General features: G+C 58.1%; 15 protein-coding genes and 1 pseudogene. 14 read left to right on the forward strand and 2 right to left on the reverse strand.

The genetic code is table 11. The annotated features are described in order from the left end of the window. Nucleotides 1–36: 36 nt before the first annotated feature. The 9 genes from GOB93_RS22155 to GOB93_RS17645 all read left to right on the forward strand — a co-directional run bounded on the left by GOB93_RS22155 (nucleotide 37) and on the right by GOB93_RS17645 (nucleotide 12,212). Nucleotides 37–1,869, forward strand: coding sequence for an SPFH domain-containing protein (locus GOB93_RS22155; protein ID WP_173584770.1), 1,833 nt, complete (start codon nucleotides 37–39; stop codon nucleotides 1,867–1,869). Then, nucleotides 1,866–2,915, forward strand: a complete 1,050-nt coding sequence (locus GOB93_RS17615) for an SPFH domain-containing protein (protein ID WP_173584771.1) — start codon at nucleotides 1,866–1,868, stop codon at nucleotides 2,913–2,915. The genes GOB93_RS22155 and GOB93_RS17615 overlap by 4 nt, the downstream gene beginning before the upstream one ends. Then, nucleotides 2,912–4,048 (forward strand): SPFH domain-containing protein, encoded by a 1,137-nt coding sequence (locus tag GOB93_RS17620; protein ID WP_173584772.1) that lies wholly within the window; start codon nucleotides 2,912–2,914, stop codon nucleotides 4,046–4,048. Before GOB93_RS17615 ends, GOB93_RS17620 begins: the two co-directional genes overlap by 4 nt. Continuing rightward, on the forward strand, nucleotides 4,045–5,616 hold the full coding sequence (locus tag GOB93_RS17625; RefSeq protein ID WP_198912721.1) for a heavy metal translocating P-type ATPase: 1,572 nt from the start codon (nucleotides 4,045–4,047) through the stop codon (nucleotides 5,614–5,616). Before GOB93_RS17620 ends, GOB93_RS17625 begins: the two co-directional genes overlap by 4 nt. Beyond that, nucleotides 5,613–6,029 carry a cation-translocating P-type ATPase gene (locus GOB93_RS21210; RefSeq protein WP_198912722.1) on the forward strand — a complete coding sequence of 139 codons (417 nt, stop codon included), beginning with the start codon at nucleotides 5,613–5,615 and terminating at the stop codon, nucleotides 6,027–6,029. Before GOB93_RS17625 ends, GOB93_RS21210 begins: the two co-directional genes overlap by 4 nt. Then, on the forward strand, nucleotides 6,026–6,517 hold the full coding sequence (locus GOB93_RS17630) for a hypothetical protein (protein ID WP_173584773.1): 492 nt from the start codon (nucleotides 6,026–6,028) through the stop codon (nucleotides 6,515–6,517). Before GOB93_RS21210 ends, GOB93_RS17630 begins: the two co-directional genes overlap by 4 nt. A gap of 126 nt (nucleotides 6,518–6,643) precedes the next feature. Further along, entirely contained in the window at nucleotides 6,644–8,797 is a 2,154-nt protein-coding gene (locus GOB93_RS17635) for a multicopper oxidase family protein (protein ID WP_173584774.1), read from the forward strand. 252 nt (nucleotides 8,798–9,049) lie between these two features. Further along, the gene (locus GOB93_RS17640) at nucleotides 9,050–10,879 is read left to right on the forward strand and encodes an alkaline phosphatase family protein (protein WP_173584775.1); all 1,830 of its coding nucleotides are present in this window, start codon (nucleotides 9,050–9,052) and stop codon (nucleotides 10,877–10,879) included. 193 nt (nucleotides 10,880–11,072) lie between these two features. After that, nucleotides 11,073–12,212 (forward strand): cytochrome-c peroxidase, encoded by a 1,140-nt coding sequence (locus tag GOB93_RS17645; protein ID WP_242010888.1) that lies wholly within the window; start codon nucleotides 11,073–11,075, stop codon nucleotides 12,210–12,212. 155 nt (nucleotides 12,213–12,367) lie between these two features. On the opposite strand, the gene GOB93_RS17650 is transcribed toward GOB93_RS17645, so the two are convergent. Continuing rightward, on the reverse strand, nucleotides 12,368–13,294 hold the full coding sequence (locus GOB93_RS17650; protein ID WP_173584776.1) for a hydrogen peroxide-inducible genes activator: 927 nt from the start codon (nucleotides 13,292–13,294) through the stop codon (nucleotides 12,368–12,370). A 143-nt stretch (nucleotides 13,295–13,437) separates the two neighbouring features. On the opposite strand from GOB93_RS17650, the gene ahpC reads away from it, so the two are divergent. The 5 genes from ahpC (at nucleotide 13,438) to pnuC (ending at nucleotide 20,159) form a co-directional block, all read left to right on the forward strand. Continuing rightward, complete coding sequence (gene ahpC, locus GOB93_RS17655) at nucleotides 13,438–14,001, forward strand: alkyl hydroperoxide reductase subunit C (RefSeq protein ID WP_173584777.1); 564 nt, start codon at nucleotides 13,438–13,440, stop codon at nucleotides 13,999–14,001. Between the two features lie 74 nt (nucleotides 14,002–14,075). Next, nucleotides 14,076–15,656 (forward strand): alkyl hydroperoxide reductase subunit F, encoded by a 1,581-nt coding sequence (gene ahpF, locus GOB93_RS17660; protein ID WP_173584778.1) that lies wholly within the window; start codon nucleotides 14,076–14,078, stop codon nucleotides 15,654–15,656. 371 nt (nucleotides 15,657–16,027) lie between these two features. Beyond that, the gene (locus tag GOB93_RS17665; RefSeq protein WP_173584783.1) at nucleotides 16,028–18,313 is read left to right on the forward strand and encodes a TonB-dependent receptor; all 2,286 of its coding nucleotides are present in this window, start codon (nucleotides 16,028–16,030) and stop codon (nucleotides 18,311–18,313) included. A gap of 91 nt (nucleotides 18,314–18,404) precedes the next feature. Then, nucleotides 18,405–19,568 carry a phosphotransferase enzyme family protein gene (locus GOB93_RS17670; protein WP_173584779.1) on the forward strand — a complete coding sequence of 388 codons (1,164 nt, stop codon included), beginning with the start codon at nucleotides 18,405–18,407 and terminating at the stop codon, nucleotides 19,566–19,568. A gap of 15 nt (nucleotides 19,569–19,583) precedes the next feature. Then, on the forward strand, nucleotides 19,584–20,159 hold the full coding sequence (gene pnuC, locus GOB93_RS17675; protein WP_173584780.1) for a nicotinamide riboside transporter PnuC: 576 nt from the start codon (nucleotides 19,584–19,586) through the stop codon (nucleotides 20,157–20,159). 647 nt (nucleotides 20,160–20,806) lie between these two features. On the opposite strand, the pseudogene GOB93_RS17680 reads toward pnuC, so the two are convergent. After that, nucleotides 20,807–21,374, reverse strand: a pseudogene (locus GOB93_RS17680) (IS5/IS1182 family transposase); the annotation flags it as partial. Nucleotides 21,375–21,902: the final 528 nt, after the last annotated feature.

The following is a 21,902-nucleotide window of genomic DNA, read 5'->3' on the forward strand; positions in this document are numbered from 1 at the left end:
AGTTTTCCGGAACAGGGCAGGGGATACACGGTAATCGTGGCAGGATACGAAAGCCGGAAACCGGAGCCCGTCTCCCATATGAATGCCGCGCGGCGTGGCCTGATCCTCACAGGCACGACAGCACTTATCGTCCTGCCGCTCATCGCAGGCATCGCCCTGGCCGCCCGCAGACCCGCGTCCAGTCAGACCAGCTTCGCCGCACTGCTCGCGAAAACACCCCTGTCCGGCATCCTGACCGCCGATCTCTGCCTGGTCATCGCCGGAACTGTCACCACACTGCTCTGCCTCCGTCCCCGGAAAAATGCCGCCCCGGACACTACGCCCGGATGGCTCTCCGGCCTGCTGACAGCACCACTCTCTCTCGCCGCCCTCGTGCTCGCAGGCCGCGCGACGGGTCCGGTCGCCGACATGGCCCGGTTCAGCCACAACGCAATCAGCGTCGCCTCCGGACTGAGCCTGATCCTGGCCTTCCTGATCCTGTTTCAGGAACGCGCCCTCGCGACAACGCCACGCGCCGCCGCCCCGGAAGTCCGCGGCCTGGCGGCTCTGCTGCGCAGCGTCGTCCTCATCCTGGCGCTCGCCGGATTCTTCACCGGATGCGCCGCCGGCGGCATGATACTGCCTGCATGGCTCTGGAAAATTCCCTGCTGGCTGGTGATCTGCGCCGCCTGCGAACTCCTTATCAGATGCATCATCCGCTGGTTCCTTCCTGCCATGCAGGCCCCGGCCGCAACCGGCAACCTGCTCTTCGATGATCCCCGCGTCCTGCACCCCGCTCACATCGCGCTGATTCTGAAAACGCAGTTCGGGGTGGATTTCGAACGAAGCTGGGCGCTCAGCTTCGTTCGCCAGGCTTTCCTGCCTGTGACCGTCACAATGATCCTGCTGGCCTGGTCGTTCAGCGGCGTCGTGAAAATAGGTCAGAATCAAAGAGGTGTTTACGAATTCTTCGGGGCGCCCCGTGCCGTTCTGGGCCCGGGCCTCCACCTCATCCCGCCCCGCCCGTTCGGTTACGTCAGACTGACCGAATTCGGCACCATCCGCTCCACCGTCATCGCGGACACGCCTGACGCCACAAAGATCGTCGCCGACACCTCCACCGCGGAAAGCGAGGCGCCCGACAGCGCAAACCGCCTGTGGGAAAACTCGCCCGATGATGCGTCCTATCTCGTCGCCCGCAGCAATGACAGCCGCGCCGGGTTCGAGGCCCTGACAGTCAATCTGCGCATTCTCTACCGTGTCCGCCTCTCCGATCAGGGCGCCATGGACGCGCTGTATAACGTCTCTTCACCCGACGATCTGCTCCGCTCACTCGCCCGGCACGATCTCGTCACCTTCTTCGCGTCAGAGACCCTTGACGGCGTCATGGCGACACGCCGCGATAAAATGGCTGAAATCATCTCGATGAAACTGCAGCAGGATCTCGACCGCCGCCAGTCCGGCATAGAGGTCGTCGCCGTCCTCATCGATTCCGTGCAGCCCCCCGCCGCCGCCGCGAAATCCTGGCGGGCCGTGCAGGCGGCGGAGGTCAGAGCCCGGATGAGCATCGCGGAAGAACGCACCCGCGCGGCAGGAACGGCAGCCCTGGCGCGCCGAGACGCCTACACCGCGCAGTCATCCTCTCTCGCAGAAGCAGAAACAATCCGGAACGCCGCCCGCGCCGACGCCGCCCGGATGACAGGCGACGACAGGGCCTGGCAGACAGGCGGCCGCGCCTTCGTATTCGAATATTACCTCGCGGCGCTGAAAACCAGCCTCCGTGACGCCGCCGTCACCGTGGTCGACAGCCGCATCCCCCGCAGCCTTCTGGACCTGCGCGAGACGCAGTCCGGCCTGCTCCCTCCTGATGACAGAACGGCCCCGAAATGAACGCACCGGTCACAGGCCTCCGCCCCGGAGCGGACGAGGCCCATCTCTCCCGTCTTCCCGCAGCCGGAACGGAGACAGCGAAGAAAAAGACCCTCTCCGGCCTGATCACCCGCTTCGGCATCGCCGGACTGGTGTTCTGCGCCGCCCTGTCCGCCGCCACATCCTTCACGGTCGAAACCGGTAAGGCCGTCGTGGTGACCCGGTTCGGCGCGCCGGTCCGTGTTCGCACGGAGCCCGGTCTCCTCTGGAAACTTCCGGCCCCGCTTGAGTCAGGGCAGGTCGTCGACCTTCAGACCCGCACCACCTCCGGCGGCCTGCAGGATGTCGGCACCCGCGACGGTCTGCGCGTGCTGATTCAGGCCTACCTGGCCTGGTCCGTCTCCGGCGATCCCGAACATATCCGGCACTTTCTGAGAGCGACCGGCAACGACCCGGACGAGGCGGCCCGCCAGCTCAGATCCCTGCTCGGCTCGACGCTCCAGATCGTGGCCAGCGATTTTCCCCTGCGGAATCTCGTCAACACCGATCCGCACGAGGTCAGAATCGCCGAATTCGAGACAAAACTCCTGAACGCGCTTCAGCCCCAGGTCGAAGCGATCTACGGCATCCATATCGACCAGGTCGGGATCGAACGGCTGAGCCTGCCCGCCGAGACCCTGGGCGCGACCGTCGCCCGCATGCGGGCCGAGCGTGAAACCGTCGCCGCCGCCCGCACCGCTGAAGGTCTGCGCCAGGCCGCGGCAGTGAAATCGGACGCCGAGCGCGACGCCCGCATCATCGTCGCCCAGGCAAAAGCCGAAGCCGCCGCCACGGAAGCCCATGCCCGCGCGGACGCAGCCCGGATCTATGCTGAAAGCTACAGCAGAAATCCGGGTCTGTACACCACTCTGCGCACACTCGACACGCTGAACAGCCTCGTCGGACGGAACACCCGCCTCGTCATGCGCACCGATGCCCCGCCCTTCAATGCCCTGACCGGCCTGCAGAACGCGGGACAGAGCCTCCCGGCGTCACTATCCGCTCCCGTCACCGGCCCCCGTCCATGACACCGGACACCCCCGTCCTCCCTGAAGCCGGTCTCTCGCCGGACGGCGCGCTGGAACAGTCCGTCCGCCTCACCTTCACGGTGCTGAGCGGCATCACGATCCTGCTCGGCCTGGTCTGGCTGACAGGCAATATCCGCTCCGTTCCCGCCGACAGCAACGTGATTGTCGTGCGCTACGGAAAAGTCGTCTCCGTCCGGCAGTCCGGCCTCGTCGCGGCGCTGCCGAAACCCTTCGAAAGCGTGTATTTCCTGCCCGCGCGCGACAAACAGCTCTCCCTGCACGTCACCCGCGACAACACCGATTACAACAGCGACGAAACGGATCTCGAACTTCAGGAATCCGATGATTTCTACCACATGGAAAAAAGCCGGGACGCGGCCAATTCCAGCTATCTGCTGACCGGCGACGGCAATGTCGTCCGCCTCGACGCAACGCTGTTCTACCGTATCACCCGCCCGGTCCCCTATGTGCAGGCCCGCAACCATGTCCCGGCCGCGCTGAGACGCATCTTCTACGCCGCCGCAACGGATGTCGCCGCCTCCCATCCCGTGGAGGATTTTCTCGTCGTGCACACGCCGCTCGACGCAACCGATGCCGATGAGGCCCTGTCTGCCCGGCGCACCGCCCTGCGCGGCGAGCTTCTGTCGGCGGTCAACGCACGCCTGGCCGCGCTGCACGACCGCTATACCGACCCCGGCATCGAGGTCACCCGCATCGACCTGATGGTCGTCCTGCCGCCCCGCGCCGGGCAGGCGTTCGAGCAGGTGCTGACCGCCGAACAGGCGGCCGCGCAGAATATCGCCTCAGCCCGCACGAACGCCGAACGGATTCTGCAGGAAGCCGGACGCGAACGGGACCGCATCACGGCGGACGCCACCCCCACCGCCGTCGAGATGGTCCGCCAGGCCGCCGGACAGACAGCCGGGATCAGCGCCGTGGAAGACGCCGCCCGCAACGCCCCGCCGGACGCCCGCAATGCCGTCGCGCTTCAGGCATGGCGCGGGAAAGCCACCGCCATCTTCGCGAAGGCCGGCCAGCTCACCGGCATCGCCCCGGACACCGGACAGATCATCCTGCCCGGTCCGGCGCCGGCCCCGCCACCCGCCGCACAGGACGGAGAAGCCAGCCCGTGAGCGCCACCACCACGTTCTCCTCTGCTCCCAGCGCCGGGCGCGGTCTCAGCCAGCACGCGCAGAATACGGCAGTATCCGGCAGCCCCGGCGTCCTGATGAGCCTCACCGAGCGCTGGGCGCTCGGAACGCAGCTCGTGCTGGCCATGGTCGCCTGCTGGCTGCTCGTGATCGCGCTGGCCTGGAAATATCTGATCTCAGCCGGCAGCGCCGTGCCCGATCTCGCCGCCACCGGCGCCGCCCTGCTCGTCGCCCCCCCGGTCCTGAGCGCCGCTCTGGCCAGCCTGCGCCATCCCTCTCTGCACGGCCTGACCGACCAGCTCGTCGCCGTGGCCATGCTCGCCTCCTGGGCGTCCGGCGACCTGCTCACCGCCGCCCTGCTGCCCATCGTGATGATCATCGGACACGTCCTCGAGGAACGCTCCCTGCTCGGCTCGCAGGAAGCCATCCGGGCGCTCGAACGCCTCGTCGACACCACCTCCCTCCGCCTGAACCCGGATGGCACGACAGAAGCCGTCACCGCCTCGCAGCTCGCCCCCGGCGACCGTGTCGAACTCCGCCCCGGCGACCGTGTGCCGGCCGACGGCCTGATCCTCGCCGGACACTCCTCGCTGGACATGGCGTCGCTGACCGGTGAATCCATGCCCGTCGAGGTCGCGCCCGGCGATCGCGTCCTGGCCGGCACGATCAGCCTTTCCGGCGTGCTGACCGTAGAAATCACCCGCGTCGGCGACGAGACGGCGCTCGGACAGATCATCGCCCTGATGGAAGTCGCCGAAGAGGCGAAACCGCCGCTCACCCGCCTGCTCGAACGCTACGCTGGCCGGTACATGGCCCTCATCATGACCATCTCCGCCGCCGTGTGGTTCGCCTCGGGCTCCACCTCCGCCATGCTCGCCGTGCTCGTCGCCTCCTGCCCCTGCGCCGTCGTGCTTGCCGCCCCCGCCGCCTCCATCGCCGCAATCGCCGTCGCCGCCCGGCACGGAATCCTCATACGCGGCACGGCATTTCTCGAACACCTCGCCGACGTCACCTCCCTGGTCATCGACAAAACCGGCACGCTCACCACCGGCCGCCTGTCGCTGGACCGCGTCATCACCGCACCAGGCGTCACGGAAGCCGAACTCCTGTCTCTCGGCGCCACGCTCGGCAGCCTCAGCACCCACCCCGTCAGCCGCGCCCTGGCCAGAAGCGTCCCCCCGCTGCCGAAATCCGCTTTCAGCGACGTGCAGGAACAGCATGGCCTCGGCCTCCGCGCCGTGGCGCAGGACGGCAGCCTCCTCCTCATGGGCCGCCCGGCCCTGCTGACAGGGGAGGGGATCGACCCCGGCCCCACCCCGGATCATGACGGTCCGGTCGTCTGCCTCAGCAAAAACGGCGTCCGTATGGGCTGGCTGCTGCTGTCCGACACCGCCCGGCCGGAGGCCCCGGAAGCCATGCGGACACTGCGTGATCTCGGCCTGTCCCGTCAGATTCTTCTGACCGGAGACCGCCGGGCCGTCGCACAGCGCGTGGGTGAGGAAGTCGGAATCACCGCCATCGAGGCGAAGTCCTGCCCGCGGGAAAAATGAGCTGCGTCCTGAATGAAATCGAACACGGTCACCGGCCGCTTGTCGTGGGCGACGGCATCAACGACGCTCTCGCCCTGCGCGCCGGCGCCGTCGGGATCGCCATGGGCGCCGAAAGCACCGATGTCGCGCTCAGCTCCGCCGACATCGTGCTGATGCAGCCTGACCTCCGCCGCCTCGGCACCGCCATCCGGCTCAGCCGCCGCTGCCGCCGGACCATTCAGACCAATGTTGCCATGGGCGTCGGCTGGACCGGTATCCTCATCACCTGCGCGGCGTTCAGCCTGCTCGGCGCCCAGGGCGCCGTCATGGCCGCCGTGCTGCACAATGCGTCCACCCTGGCCGGACTGGCAAATGCCGGTCGTCTGCTGCGGTTTGACGAAACAGGCCTGCCCGGCCGGAAGACCTCACCATGAAGAACAGCCTGCGCTCCGGACTCCTGCCGGTCCTGACGATCATGCTTCCTGTCATCCTGGCCTCCGCCAGTGCCCGCGCGCAGACAGACTCTCCCCCAGCGGAATCCGGCGAACAGAGCAGCCTGATCCGCCGCTTTCTCGCACGCCCGCTTTTCGAACCCGACCGCCGCCCGAAAGAGGTGCCCCGTTCAGAGGAAAGCGGCTTTCATATCTCCGGAATAGTCGGAAAAAATCAGGACTGGCACGCGATTTTCAGACCGGAGAAAGGCGACGCGAAAAGCCGCGTCGTCCGGGTCGGGGACGAGGTCGACGGATGGTCCGTCACGGCTATCACCTCAGCCGCCGTCATTCTGAGCCGGTCCGGCGAAGTCAGAAAAGTCGCGCCGGTCTTTTCAAAATATGCAGCGCCGGAACTGTCGGAAAAAGAAAAAATAGACAGCGTTCACGTCCTCAGCCACAAGCATGTGGACCCGCATCTCGCCTGGTGAGCAGCCTGCCGATGTCACAGGACTATCACCGAATCATCACACAGAAAATCAGCCCGTCTTTATAAAAACCCACCGGGAAATCACACCGCCTCATCCGTGTGATGCGTCTTTCCTGGTCAGGGTTCTATGTCGTCGCGATCGTTTTTTCTGTGCGGTTTTCTTGCCTCTTCTGTTGTTCTGACCGCACTGCCCGCCACGACATACGCACAGACTACTTCCCGGGACGACGATATCTGGCGTCTGACCGATAGCATCCACCGTTTTCACGAACCGGCTCCGCCCTCCTGGCGTCATTCCCGGCTGGAGGAAACGCCATCATCCTGCGGAGCCGACGCCGTGCGGCGGATAGGCTCCGTGGTCACGGCCGACCTGCAGCTCGCCTACGCGCAGAACATGATCTGGAATCCGGATGAAAACCGGAACGATCCCGTCCGGCTCCGCTCTTATAACGGATGCCTCGCCGCGCCGACCATCGTCGTCTCGCCGGGCGATACGCTGAAGATTAACCTGACGAACAACCTGCCGCAGGAACCCGCCGACAACTGTCCGAAGACCATCAACACGCCGTCCTGCTTCAACCACCAGAATCTGCATCTTCATGGCATGCATGTCTCGCCACAGGGCCATGCCGATAACGTTATGCACACCATCGCGCCACAGGGCGACCGATGGAACTACCGTTACGCCATTCCCGCCGAACACCCCGCCGGAACCTTCTGGTACCACGCACACGAACACGGCGCGACCTCCATCGGCGTCGCCAGCGGCGAGGAAGGCGTTCTGATCATCAGCGGTAAACGCCGTTATGCAGACAGGAAACTGCACAATAACATCGCTGATATCGACACCATTCTGCATGACGGCAACGGCGACCCGATCCCGGAACGGATCATGCTGTTCGAACAGATTCCCTACGGATGCTTCACCGACAGCACCTACAAAACCCTCATTCAGAATCAGGATGACGGAACCTGGTCCTGTCCGAAAAACGCTGAAGGCGTCGTCGAGAATTTTCGCAGTCAGTTTATCAGCAGCCGCACCGACGCCGCCGGAACCAGCCGCGATTCCTGGTCGCTGTCCCATCGCTACACTCTCGTCAACGGTGAAACACAGCCCGTTCTCAGAACCCGCACCGGCGTCGTGGAACGCTGGCGCATGATCGCAGGCGGCGTGCATGACACGCTGAACGTCTCCATCGTCCGCGCCCGCCCATCCCGCCCGGACAAAAGCCCCCGCCTGCCATCCTGGCTCCCGTCATCAGCCCATGATATGAGCTGCGACGGAGAGACCGTCGCGCAGTATGAAATCGCCGAAGACGGACTGACCCGTCAGAACATTTCCCGAAAAGACATCAGCTATCTCTATCCCGGTCAGCGCAGCGACGCCCTGGTCGCATTTCGCAGACCGGGCCTGTACTGCGTGATCGATCAGGGTGGCGATACGCTGAATACAGTCATCCCGCTCCGGTCCCGTCCCGGCGGTAAATCCCCTGCGCTGATCGCCGTCGTCTCGGTCGCGCCGGACAGCGACCATGACACCATGCAACCTGACAATGATACGATAATCCGCCGCTTGCTTCTGGATGGATCGAAAGATCTGCCTCTCGCCGTCCGCGCCCGCCTTGCACAGTTCGATCTGTCCGCCTTCGCATGGTTCCCGCCGGGAGGCGCGCCCGGAAGCGACCTGTCCCAGGCCACCGTCGCCAGGCATCCCACCGCTTTCTTCGGCTCACTGAGCATGCCGCTGACCGCGGGAGCCACTCTCCCGCCTGGCCAGCCCATGCCCGATACGACAATCAACGGCATGATCGGCCTGATCGAAAACGACCTTGTGCAGGTCAGCGGAGTCAGCGCACTGCCGTTCAGCATGGACCCGACCCGTTCCTACCATGCCAGACTGGGAGACGTGGATGAATGGCGCATCGGCGCGCATACCATGGGAACCGGCACAACCGCCGGACAGCACGTGTTCCACATCCATGTGAACCCCGTCGAAATCATGGACATTCAGGACGAAAGCACAGGCCAGTCGATTTTTACCGCGTCAGGACAATGCAAAATGCAATATCGTCTGAACATGTCCGGAGATGCGAATGACGCCAGCTACAGTCCGGAATACTGCGATCAGTACCACGTCTTCCGCGACAGCCTGTTCGTAAAACCAGGTTTCCAGACGATCGTCCGGACCCGTTATGATGATTTTCCGGGAGACGTCATGCTCCACTGCCACATTCTGGATCACGAAGATCAGGGCATGATGACTTACGTGACAGTCGAATAACGAAGAGTCCTCTCTCCGGAGCAATTCCGGAAACCCGAAAAAACAAAACCAGAAATAAGAGTTTCCCTCTGCGACAGAAACCCGCCCTGCATTTCATAAAATAATCACACTACATGACATTTTCTTCATTTAGTTAACGAACCGTATCCACCGGTCCCGGTCGCCGGTCCGCTCTGAGAGGCTGCACCCCGTCCCCTGCCTCCGGGCGTACACCAGGTCGCTGTGTATGAAGAAAGGTACCCAGACGTGTTTGTGAAACGGACGAAGCTCGCGCTGTCCACGCTTTTATCCCTGTCGGTTTTCGCCCCTTCCGTCACATTCGCTGACAGCAGGGGCTTCGGGCAGAATCAGAATTCCGCCCAGGCCAGTCGTTACGACACGAAAACCCCGATCCGCCACCTCGTCGTGATCTATCAGGAAAACGTCTCCTTCGATCACTATTTTGCAACCTATCCGAAAGCCACAAACCCGACCGGTGAGCCAGGTTTCCGTGCGAAATCCGGCACGCCGCGCGTGGACAATCTGGCATCCGAAAACCTGCTGACGCAGAACCCTAACACGAACCCGGCAAACGGTACCGGCGCGGCGCTTCCGTTCCGTCTGGACCGCACTCAGGTCGCCTCCGCCGACCAGAATCACGCCTACACTGCCGAGCAGATGGCGTATAACGGCGGCAAGGCCGATCTGTTCCCGCTTTACACCGGTAAGGGCACCGCGGGCGGCGTCGGTTCCTTCGGCACCACAGCCCAGGTTCTCGGCTACTATGACGGCAACACCGTCACGGCCTACTGGCGTTACGCACAGCGTTACGCCATGAGCGACAACGCCTTCACTGACACCTACGGTCCCTCGACACCGGGCGCGCTGGAGGTCGTCTCCGGCCAGACCAACGGCATGAAGATCATCGCCACGACCCAGAGCCCGTCGACAAAAGAAACATCGTCAGCCTATGTTGCCGACGGCCAGGGCGGCTGGACGATGGTCAATGATATCGACCCCGGTTACGATGTCTGCTCGTCGACAACCAATCAGGCCATGATGACAAGTCGCAACATCGGTGATCTGCTGAACGAGCGCAGCATCACCTGGGGCGGCTTCATGGGCGGCTTCGATCTTACAAAAACCAACGCCAATGGTACCACCTCCTGCGGCCGTTCGACCTATTCGGACGTCGTTGCGGAAACCGTCGTTGATTACATTCCGCATCACAACTGGTTCCAGTATTACGAAAGCACGGCCAACCCGACCCACGCCCGTCCCGCCTCCGTCAGCTCGATCGGCTATACCTACGTTCCCGGCACCTGGAAAAAAGAGCCGGCGCATCACGAGTATGACCTGAACGACTTCTATGACGTCATCAGAGCAGGCAATATTCCGGCTGTTTCGTTCATCAAGCTGCCCGCCTATCAGGATGGCCATGCAGGCTACTCCAACCCGCTCGATGAACAGGTCGGCGTCGTAAAGCTGGTCAACGAGTTGCAGAAAAGCCCGGAATGGAAAGACACTGCTGTCCTCATCGCCTATGATGACTCCGACGGCTGGTATGACCACGCTTTCGTAAAACCGACGCACGGGTCGTTCGACTCCTCCGCCGATCAGCTCGACGGCGCCGGTAAGTGTGGTTCAGCTTCGGCGCCAAAAGGTGTGGACGGCAAAACGGTCAACGGCCGCTGCGGTCCGGGAACACGCACGCCGCTGATCCTGGTCTCGCCATGGGCAAAGACCAACTATGTCAGCCACGACCTGGTGACCCAGGCCTCCATCGTCCGCTTCATCGAGGACAACTGGCTGAACGGAAAGCGCCTCGGACAGGGATCGTTTGATGCCACCGCCGGAAAAATCGACGACATGTTCGATTTCCGTGGTACACCGCAGACAGACTCCCTCCTGCTGGACGCCAACACCGGCGATGTCCTTGCCCACCAGATTTCGGGCCATCATGACGACAGCGACAAAAAACATGATGAGCCGACATACGGTTCCGGTAAGCACGATACCGCCTCGAACTCAGGCAGCAGCAACACAAACTCTCTCCAGAGCCTGCTCGCCGCCATCTGGTCCATTCTCCAGAACTATGTCTGATACCTTTCGTCCGATGCGGCCCCTTCTGGGCTGCATCACTCTGTTTGCTCTCATTCTGTCCGGACCGTCTGCGGCTTACGCCCAGCCGCCTGACGCCTGCCTGCCTTCGGAAGACGGCAGCAATCCCTGCCCGAAAACCATCAGGCGCCCGATCCGTCAGCCTTTTTCCCAGATGGCTGAAATCGGAAAACAGATGTTCTACGATACGGAGCTTTCCGGATCAGGAAAGCTTTCATGCGCCTCCTGCCACGATCCGAAAAATCATTACGCGTCCTCAGGCGCGTCACCGGTCTTTCTCGGTGGCCAGGATCTGAAACAGCAGGGACACCGGGCCGTCCCGACACTGACCTATCTCGAACGCCGGCCCAATTTCAGCATCGGCCCCGATAATCCCGTCAGCGAGGAAGCGCCGCCCATCCCGGCCAACGCCACCGGCGCGTCGCATGGCGCGAAAAGCGCCGCCAACACGTCAGCATCAGCCACCAATATCGTGCCGCAGGGCGGCCTGTTCTGGGACGGCCGGGCCGACACACTGCAGCAGCAGGCCACAGGCCCTCTCTATGACCCCGCGGAAATGGCTTCCACGCGGGAAAAAGTGCTGCACAGAATCAACAACGCGCCTTACACAGCAGCCCTGAAACAGCTGGCAGGCGTGGCCGGCGAACAGTCACCCGCCTTCCTGCTTGATGAAGCCATGTTCGCCCTGGCCCGCTATCAGATCGAGGAACCTTCCCTCCATCTTTATTCCAGCAAGTTTGACGGCTGGCTCGAAGGAAAAGAGAAACTGTCTCATCAGGAGCGTCAGGGCTACCTCCTGTTCAATGACCCCCAGAAAGGTAACTGCGCCGCCTGCCATCTGGATACGGTCCAGCCCGACGGCCTGCCGCCGCTGTTCACGGATCATCAGTACGAAGCGCTTGGAGCGCCACGGAACAGGGAACTCGTCCAAAATTATAATCCGTCCTGGTATGATCTTGGTGTTTGTGATCGTCAGACTGATGGCAGAAAGACACTCAGTTCGTATTGTGGAATGTTTGCGACTCCAACTCTGCGCAATGTTTCTTCACGTCATGTGTTTTTTCATAACGGGGTGTTCCGTTCACTGAAACAGGTTCTGGAGTTTTACGTGTTTCGTGATTCACGTCCGGAGCAGTTTTATCCGAAAAAAGGGCGTGATCATTATGTGATATATGATGATATTCCGGATCTCTATAAGAATAATATTGATAGAACAGATGCCCCATTTGGTCAAGATTCTAAAAAAAATAAAATATTGTCTGAAAAAGAAATGGAACAAATCATCGCATTTTTAAAAACATTGACGGATAGATAGTATAAAATATTGCATAATCATTATTTACCTGCCACCTTGGCGTGTCGGCAGATATGTTCTGTCTGCTGCCTGAAGCAAAAGCGGTATTGTATAGTCGCAGACACAGCTTCACAGGCCGCAGAACCCATATCGCTCTGGCTTTGAAAGATTAACTCTCATTCTGAAACGGCATGACACCCTTCCGGGACGTGTTCGCGTAAAAAACGGGCAAACTCGGTAAAAGCAGGGCCACGCGGGTCTGTCTTTCGCCAGGAAAGACCTATTATCCGGCCCGCGTCTGGTAACGGGATAACTGAAATCAGGTCATCCCATTCACCCCGGTTACGAAGTGCCAGTTGTGGAATAAGGGAATATCCTTCACCAGCGCCGATCATGTGCCATAACATCTCCAGACTTGTTGCAAGTCGTTGTCCATCGTGCTTTGACGCCATTCCGCATAAGGCCAGCGCCTGGTCGCGAAGACAGTGACCTTCCTCCAGTAACAGAAGATCCGGCCCCTCCAGGTCGTACATCAGCATTGTTTTTTTCTGTGCGAGAGGATGGGAAGTGGGCACTGCGGCCAGAAACGGCTCTTCAAAAACAGGCACGCAGTGAAAAGAATCACCTGTCACCGGCAGGGCTACAAAAACAAGGTCAAGATCGTCCTGCTGTAACATTCTGAGCATAGGTGACGTCTGACTGTCAGTCAGATGTAGTTTCAGATCGGGATAAGTTCGTCGCAACAAAGGCAGAAGGCTTGGTACGTAATATGGCCCCAGAGTGGCAATGACACCTATGCGTAACACTCCTTCCAGAGGACCTGAGCGGATTTGCGCCGCCTCGATCATTGTCCGGGCTGCGGCAAGCACGTCCCGCCCCATAGTAATCAGGCGTGCTCCATCCGGGGTCGGCACGACATGCCTCCGCGTACGTTCAAAAAGCACAACCCCGAGTAAAGATTCCAGTTTACGAACCTGTTCTGACAGTCCTGCCTGACTTACACCGCATCGCTCAGCTGCGCGTGAAAAGTTCCGCAGATCGTCGACAGCGACTACGTATTCAATGTCTCGCAGAGAAAGGCCGGAAAGAGGAATATAGCTCATTGATATAGATATGCCCGATCCGTACTGGATTATCAAAAGGTTTTGCCTATAATGCCCATCGACAGAAACTGTTTCACCGCGGTCAGAACCTGTGGGAGAAAGTCTCCGTCGCCAACAGACAAGTGAAAGCAGAGGATAGTCGTATGCCGACAATCAATTCTGAGATTAAGCCGTTTGAGACCGATGCCTTCCATGACGGCAAGTTCGTCAAGGTTTCCGACAAGGATCTGAGGGGTAAATGGTCCGTCATCTTTTTTTACCCGGCTGATTTTACATTCGTCTGCCCGACGGAACTGGAAGATCTTGCTGACAACTACGCGGCGTTCCAGAATCTTGGCGTGGAAATCTACTCGGTTTCAACCGACAAGCATTTCACACACAAAGCCTGGCATGACACGTCTCCGGCCATCAGCAAGATCAAATATGTCATGCTGGGTGACCCGACTGCACAGATCTCGCGCAATTTCGGTGTGCTGATCGAGGAAGCCGGCCTTGCTAACCGTGGCACCTTTCTGATCGATCCCGAAGGTAAGATTCAGTACATTGAAATCACAGCCGGTGGCGTGGGCCGCAGTGCAACAGAACTGCTCGATAAAATCCAGGCTGCCCAGTACGTTGCTTCTCACCCCGGTGAGGTCTGTCCGGCAAAGTGGAAAGAGGGCGACAAGACACTGACCCCGTCGCTGGATCTCGTCGGCAAGATCTGATCGACGCATGGGAGGTCCGGTCCTTATGACCGGGCCTCCACGGTCCATCTGCTGAAAGAAACGGAGTTCTTCTCATGCTGCCAGATACCCTCAAAGCGCAGGTCAAAGGCTATCTCGACACTCTTGCGCACCCCATTGTGCTCGAAGAGTCGTCCGATGACAGCGAGGGTGCGCGCGAGATGCACGAACTGCTGCATGAGATCGCCGCTCTTTCCAATAAAGTCAGCGTTTCAGAAGATGGGACCGCTACACGACGTCCTTCCTTCATGATCCGGCGTGCCGATGCCAGAACAGGCGTCACTTTCGCAGCGATCCCGATGGGACATGAATTCACCTCCCTGATTCTGGCTCTGCTTCAGGCGGGTGGGCACGCGCCGAAACTGGCGGACGATGTGGTCGCTCAGATTAAAGCGTTGCCCGGACATTACAATTTCGAAACCTATGTTTCGCTTTCCTGTCAGAACTGCCCGGATGTGGTGCAGGCGCTCAATGCCATGAGCATCATCAATCCCAACATCCACAACACCACCATCGACGGGGCGCTGTTCCAGGATGAAGTCGCCAAAAAAAATATCATGTCTGTCCCTCAGGTGTATCTGAACGGCGAGCCATTCAGCTCAGGACGCATGGAAGTCGCGGAGATTCTGGCGAAACTCGACGCGGATGCGCCGAAACGTGCAGCCGAAAAGCTGAATAGTCTTTCGCCGTTTGACATGCTGGTCATTGGCACAGGGCCTGCCGGTGCCTCTGCCGCGATCTACGCCGCACGAAAAGGACTCCGCACAGGCATGGTTGGTGACCGGTTTGGTGGCCAGGTGATGGACACGGAGGGCATCGAGAACTTCATTTCGGTCATCGAGACTACCGGCCCAAAACTCGCCGCTGCGCTTGAAGCCCATGTCCGGCAGTACGATGTGGAGATCATTTCCTCCCAGCGTGCGAAGGAACTCTTTCCTGCGGCAAAACCCGGTGGTCTCCATGGTGTTGTTCTGGAAAGCGGCGCAGTTCTTCATGCTCGCACAATTATCGTCGCGACCGGTGCACACTGGCGTCATCTGGGTGTTCCTGGCGAAGAAGAATATCGCAATAAAGGTGTCGCTTACTGCCCGCATTGTGACGGTCCGTTCTACAAAGGGAAACCTGTCGCCGTGGCCGGTGGTGGAAACAGCGGTGTTGAAGCCGCTATCGACCTTGCGGGCATTGTCTCGCATGTAACGCTGCTTCAGCGTGGCTCGAAGCTCAAAGCGGACAAGGTGTTGCAGGACAAGCTGTACAGCCTGCCTAATGTTACCGTGCTGACCGAAGCGCTGACTACGAAGATTGAAGGAAACGGTACCAAAGTGACCGGTCTGAGTTACCGGGGTGGTGACGGTGCCGATCACCATATCAGCGTCGACGGTGTTTTCGTCCAGATCGGCCTGCTGCCGAACACGGACTGGCTACGTGGGACTGTCAAACTCAATGATTTCGGTGAAATCATTGTCGACGATCATGGCGCAACATCTGTTCCGGGCGTTTTCGCTGCTGGCGACGCCACGACCACACCTTATAAACAGATCGTCATCGCTACAGGAGAGGGAGCAAAAGCCTCTTTGGCGGCATTTGATTACCTGATCCGCGTACCGGTCGCGGACGCAGAACGAGCTGCCGCCTGAGACCCGAGCATCTGCGGAAATCTATTCGGAAGCCGGGCAGGGAAGGGGACAGAACCTTCCCCCGTTTGCACCGTTTTCCACGGGAGCGGGTCAGGCCGGCACATACCTTCACTTTCCCGAAAAAGCACAAAATCGGAAGTAATCCGCCTCCGTTCGAAAGAGTTTTGGCTGTCGCCTGAATGGTCTGAAGCCACAGACCGTCATCAGCGTCTTTACAGGAAAGGATATGGGTTGTGCCTCCTCTGACCATTCTTTTCTGGCGCACAACGACAGTCCTCGCCAGCGTCGCCACTGTCAGCTTCTCAGCATTACCCGCACTGGCAGCGAAGGAAAGTAACGGACCCGTCGCAAAAAAAGCCTCCCATGGCCCCATGCAACTGTTGCCTCCAAAAGGCATTGCTGCCCGCAGCACCGAGACCATTCTGATCAGAGGCAATGTTGATTCCGTCCTGGGTCGTCAGCCTGGAGGTGGTCTCATCCGACTGCATGATGAGGTGCGTTCCGTCAGCACCGTCGATCGTGACTACATCAGCAAACAGGCCCCGACCTCAACTGCCTTCCAGCTCGCTTCCATGCTTCCTGGTGCCAGTGTTGCCACTTCCGATCCGTTCGGCTTTTCTCCAGCAACCAATATATCCGTCAGGGGGCTGAATGGAGACGCTCTCGGTTACGTTCTTGAGGGTATGCCTCTGAACGACATCGCCTATTACACCGGCTATCCGGCACAATTCGCCGATAGTGAAAACTATCAGGAAGTCTCTCTCGCCCAGGGGGCTGCCGATTTAGACAGCCCGGTCCTTAATGCCGCCGGAGGTCTGATGAGCCTTTCTTTTCTCGATCCTGCTGAAAAACCCGGTGGCTATGCCAGTATTTCCTATGGTTCGTATAATACCAGTCGCGAATTCATCCGTTTGCAGACTGGCGAAATCGGTCACTCCGGCGTAAGGGCTTTCATCTCCTACTCACATGGAGCCACCGATAACTGGCGTGGTCCTGGCCGCGATAACCGGCACCATGTCGACTTTAAATTCATCAAAGCCTGGGGTAACGGAAACCATGCCGCGATTCTGGGCTCATGGACGAACATTATCACCAGCTATTACCCGCAGGTCTCCCTGGCAGACTGGAAACAATACGGTATTCATGGGCCTGATAATCTCGCCGGACGCTACAATCCCGGTAATCTCAATGCCGGCACTGATTACTGGCGTCTCTGGCGCGATCCGGAACGCACGCTCTATGTCGGCGCTCCTGTTCATCTGCGCTTCACGGACCGTCTCGCGCTGGACGTCACTCCTTACAGCCAGTTCGCTTATGGAAACGCTCCTGCCGGCTCTACCCTGTCTGAAAGTGGTCTCTATAACGGAACGCAGCCTCTGATGGGGACTCTGACTTTACCCGGTGCTCAGGATGGCGAAGCCACAGTCCGTGCCAATTACACCCAGCGCAGCTATCGCTCAGGCTTTAATGCCGCTCTGCATTATAAACTTACCTGGAACGATTTCGTCCTCGGCTACTGGTATGACTACACCGATGACGCCGAATTGCAGAGCTTCACCACTGTCAGTGCAAATGGCTACGCAGCAGACATCTGGGCCGAAAAAAAGTCCGCTCTGATCCGCTTTCCCGACGGGCAGCCTCTGCTCGCTGGCAGCGATCACACCATTTCTCAAACAAACGCACTCTACGCAGGCGATCACCTTGCTTTTCTGCACGACAGGCTGCTCATAGACGCCGGCTTCAAAATGGTCATGCTGACCCGGAACGGCACGAATAACGTCCCCGGCCCGCAATATCATGCCAATGCAAATTATGCCGAACCGCTTCCCCGCTTTGGCTTACGTTTTCGCATTGATGATGCCAACCAGATATTCTTCAACGCTACGACAAATTTCCGCGCTCCCGACGAAACCGCTTTTTATAACACCTATGACCCGTCTTCCGGTGCAATTGCCGTCGCCGCCACACCGAATACGAAACCTGAATATTCAGTCTCTGAAGAACTTGGTTATCGCCGTAGCGGAACCTGGATTATCGGAAGTCTCACCCTGTTCAACTACAATTTTACAAATCGCCAGATATCTACCCTTGTTTCTCAGAATGGTGCAATCATCCAGTCCACCATCAACGGTGGTGGGCAGAGCTCTCGCGGAGTCGATGTCGAAATCGGCACGCGCCCCTGGCATCATTTCAGTCCTTATCTCTCTGGCGAATACCTCCATGCCACCATCGACAACGACATCGCCTCAGACGGTGATCTTCTGCCCACCAGAGGCAAAATCGCCGTACGCAGTCCGTCCCTTCAGGCCGCTGCCGGAATAAGTTATGATGACGGCCATTTCTTTGGTGTTGCAACTATTCATTATACCGGACATCAGTTTGCAACCTTTATGAACGATGAACGCATTTCCGATCACACGACTGGTGACCTAGCTATCGGCTATCGCTTTTCCGACGCCGTTCATCTGCATGCCCCGACCCTGCGCATGAATTTCGTCAATATTACCAACGAACATTACCTCTCCGGCGTTGCTGACCCGACTCTGAACGCCCGTGATACCACAGGCCGATATGGCACCATAATTAGTGGAAGCGCGCCGAGTTACTATGTAGGCGGTGGGTTCGCGGCTATGTTCACCGCCTCCACCGGTTTCTGAGATCTCCGTTCCGGATAGACTTTATGATTTCGAGTTTTACAGACTTTAGTGCAACCCGGTTGAAATCACCGGACACACGATATCTCCAGACATGAATGATACTCATTATGCTCACGGTCTGGGCAACGACCTGAAACGGCCTGACTGGCCTGGTATCCGGTTGGCAGAACTTGACCGGGTGCTTTCACGATTTCCGTGCGCAGGCAGGCCGCAGAATATTCTCTGGCACAGCCCCCGACCATTTTCTGCCGCTGCCGAAGTGAAAACCACATGTGTCACTCTTTTTGTTAAACGTCACCACCACCGTGTCCGCAGTATCGCAGATCTGGCGGAGGAACATCGTTTTATTAGTCACTTGCGACAAAAAGATTTTCCTGTCGTTAATATTCTGACGAGCGAGAATGGTGAAACCTCAGTTGTTGATGATATCTGGGTTTACGAAGTACAGGAGGCGGGCAGGGGGCTTGATCTTTATCGTAACAATTTTTCATGGACGGCCTTTGCATGTTCTGCTCATGCTTTTTCTGCTGGTCGGACGCTTGCAAAATTTCATGAGGCAGCAAAAACATTCCAGGCACCCTCACGACAAACGAAGTTGCTCGTAGCCAATTATAATATTTTCGGATCGGCAGATCCGATTCAGTCCCTTCGAACAGATCTCGTGGAACGACCGGCCCTTGCCCGGTTTCTGGAAGCACGTTCATGGGAAAAAGACCTTAATGAATATCTGATCGGTCCGTACCATCAGCATGCCTACGATGCGCTCAGGAATGAACCTCCACTCTGGACTCATGGCGACTGGCACGGCTCCAATCTACTCTGGTCATCCTCCGGAGACACAGGTCATGTTACGACAGTCCTCGACTTCGGATTGTCAGACCGTACTTTCGCCCTCTTCGATCTTTGTACTGCAATTGAGCGTAATCTGATCTCATGGCTTGACGCCGGGCGAGGCATTGAACCTGTCTGTGATTTTGATCAGCTGGATGCTTTGCTAGCGGGATATGGGTCAATATCTTTTCTCAGCAGCGAGATGCTTTACAAAATCAGTGCGCTCTTACCTCTCGTGCATGCAGACTTCGCCCTCAGTGAAATTGAATATTTTTCCGGAATTCTCATGAATGATGTCGATGCACTTGTTGCGTATGAGCGCTATCTACTGGGGCATGCTATCTGGTTCCGACAAACAGAAGGTAAAAAACTTATTTATCATCTCAACACTTTTGCTGACGGACGTCATGAAGCAAGTAAGTAACCGGATTACTGCAGCATGTCTCGCCTCGAACTCATAGCGGTCATTGTTAATGTTCTCGGGGTCTGGTTGACAGCACGCCGTAAAATGCTGTGCTGGCCCGTCGGAATTGTTGCCGTTATTCTGTATGCCCGCTTGTTCTTTGAATGGAAGCTTTACGATGATATGGCTCTCCAGCTTGTGTATGTCATCATTCAGATATACGGCTGGCGAAACTGGTCTGCTGTGCTGAAAAACGGATACACCACCATTCAGATTATACCGATGACGTTTACGAATATCGTGGCCGGACTCGCTGCAACTACACTTTCGTCTGCTGCTCTGGGTGGTGTTATGGCAGTCTGGACTGACGATGCTCTGCCATGGATCGATTCTGGTTTGACCTGCTTCAGTCTGCTTGCATCATTTTGGTCCGCCAGACGCCATTCCGAGAGCTGGTATCTCTGGATTATAGTCGATGCTTTTTATTCTCTCGTATTTTTATATCGTCATAATGAACTGACCGCTGCACTCTATGGGATGTTTACCTTCCTTGCTCTCTACGGTGTGTGGAACTGGCGTAGTGCTCAGGAGCGAAAGGGAACTGTAATTTGACCTGCTTCACCCGGAACTGACGTAAGCATCATTACAAAATGCTCTTATCGCAACGACGGGAGCACAATGATATCGGGACGACAGGCGGATCAGCTCATGCTGAGCTAAGAGATCCGAACCTATCCTGAAGGGCAGGTCCAACGTCGCAAAGCACCACGATCATTGTCGGATTGTTGCCGGATGGTTCTGCTTTGCGCCGGGGAATTGAAGAGCAGAGAAGTCGCTGCACATTTGGGCGTACATGAGCACGTGGTCGGCAAATGACGCGGCGGTTTGTCGGGGATGGCATCGAAGACCTGGCCGACAAATATCGCGCCGGCCGACCTCGAACGACCCAGGTCTCGCCATGAACGCCAGGCGATCCGGGTGGGGATTCGGGTTAGGCGTCGAACCAGACCTGTCACTGCGGTGAGATGTCCGGCCACTCATGCCCTGCCTGCAGCCGGCCCCTTCTCCATGTGACTCGGTACCGGGCAGAAAAAACGCCACAGCGTGCCGATTCTGAAATGATACTTTTCTTCAGTCAGTTGGAGAGATCGAAGGACCATTGATTAAAGTTCTTGTGGCCTGATTCTGGGAACAATGGACGATGATTAATAGTTCTGCGTGACGAATTCTACTTTGCGTTGAGAGCAGAGGGGGAATTGCTATGCGGCGGCGCTGATCTTTATAGTGGCAATCGTGATGCTGACAGTGCGGATGAACAGTTCCATCTGTGATTTCTGGTCGGCAATTACATGCTCGACGCGTGAGCGGATGACCGACTTTCCGGTTCTGGATATCTCGATATACCGGAGCATCAGCTTGAGATGCGGGCTTTTTCCGGTGAAGCTTCGAGACAAAGCCCTGCTTTTCCATACAAGGTCTCATTGGCCTTTGACCGATACTCGATGTCCGTCCAGACATCAGACGCCGTATTGCTTCGATCAAGCAGCCCTCGCGTAGTCTGGCGCCATCACTGGCGGCTGCATCTGTCATCTTCCATCTGCGTATCAGTCTGAACTTCCGGTCGATGGAAATATGGGACTTGTAACGAGAGAACCGGATAGCGAGATATGTTGAGGAGATCGTTCCGTCACCCTGTCGTTTTGCTTTTGTTAATTCCAGCGTCCAGCGGGCATGACGGCCCTTATGAGGCAGCTTTGCCGGCTTGTTTTTCCAGTTCTCAGGAAGACGTCTTTCTAGAAGATCTGCCTTCTCCTGATTAGAAGATCTGCCTTCTCCTGATCAGATCAAAACATTTTAAAATCTACAATCGGGAGAAGGCTTCAGACTGGTCACCCAATCCGCTCAAGCGAGCCAGACGTTCTTCTATATTAAAGAATCAGTGCCACATTGTCGTCAATACGGACGAACGCTTGCTGGTGGCGCTTATGACTGCTTTAAACTTATGGACAAGACGCTCTGTCACGACTTCGTTCTTGAGATCATCCGCCACCGTGACGGCGCGAAAGGTTTCGAGATGCTACTCTACAGACGGGCTATGAAACGAATATTCGGCTGGATAACCTGCTGACGACATCTCGTGCGCGATTACGAACTCGGATCAATGTGCAACAGGCCATGATCCTTGTCGCTATGGGCTCCAATTTCATGTGCAGAAACGCCAACCCGTGATTTTCCAAACAGGTTCTAGAGCGTTTTCTGTGCGGTTTGAATCGTAGAGCATTCCCATGGGCCGCGTGATCTGATTCAAGATGACAGCCGGGTGGGGGGCCGGCTTTGGATGTCATCACGCACGCT

It is taken from the genome of Acetobacter musti (genome assembly GCF_011516835.1).
Lineage (GTDB): Bacteria > Pseudomonadota > Alphaproteobacteria > Acetobacterales > Acetobacteraceae > Acetobacter > Acetobacter musti.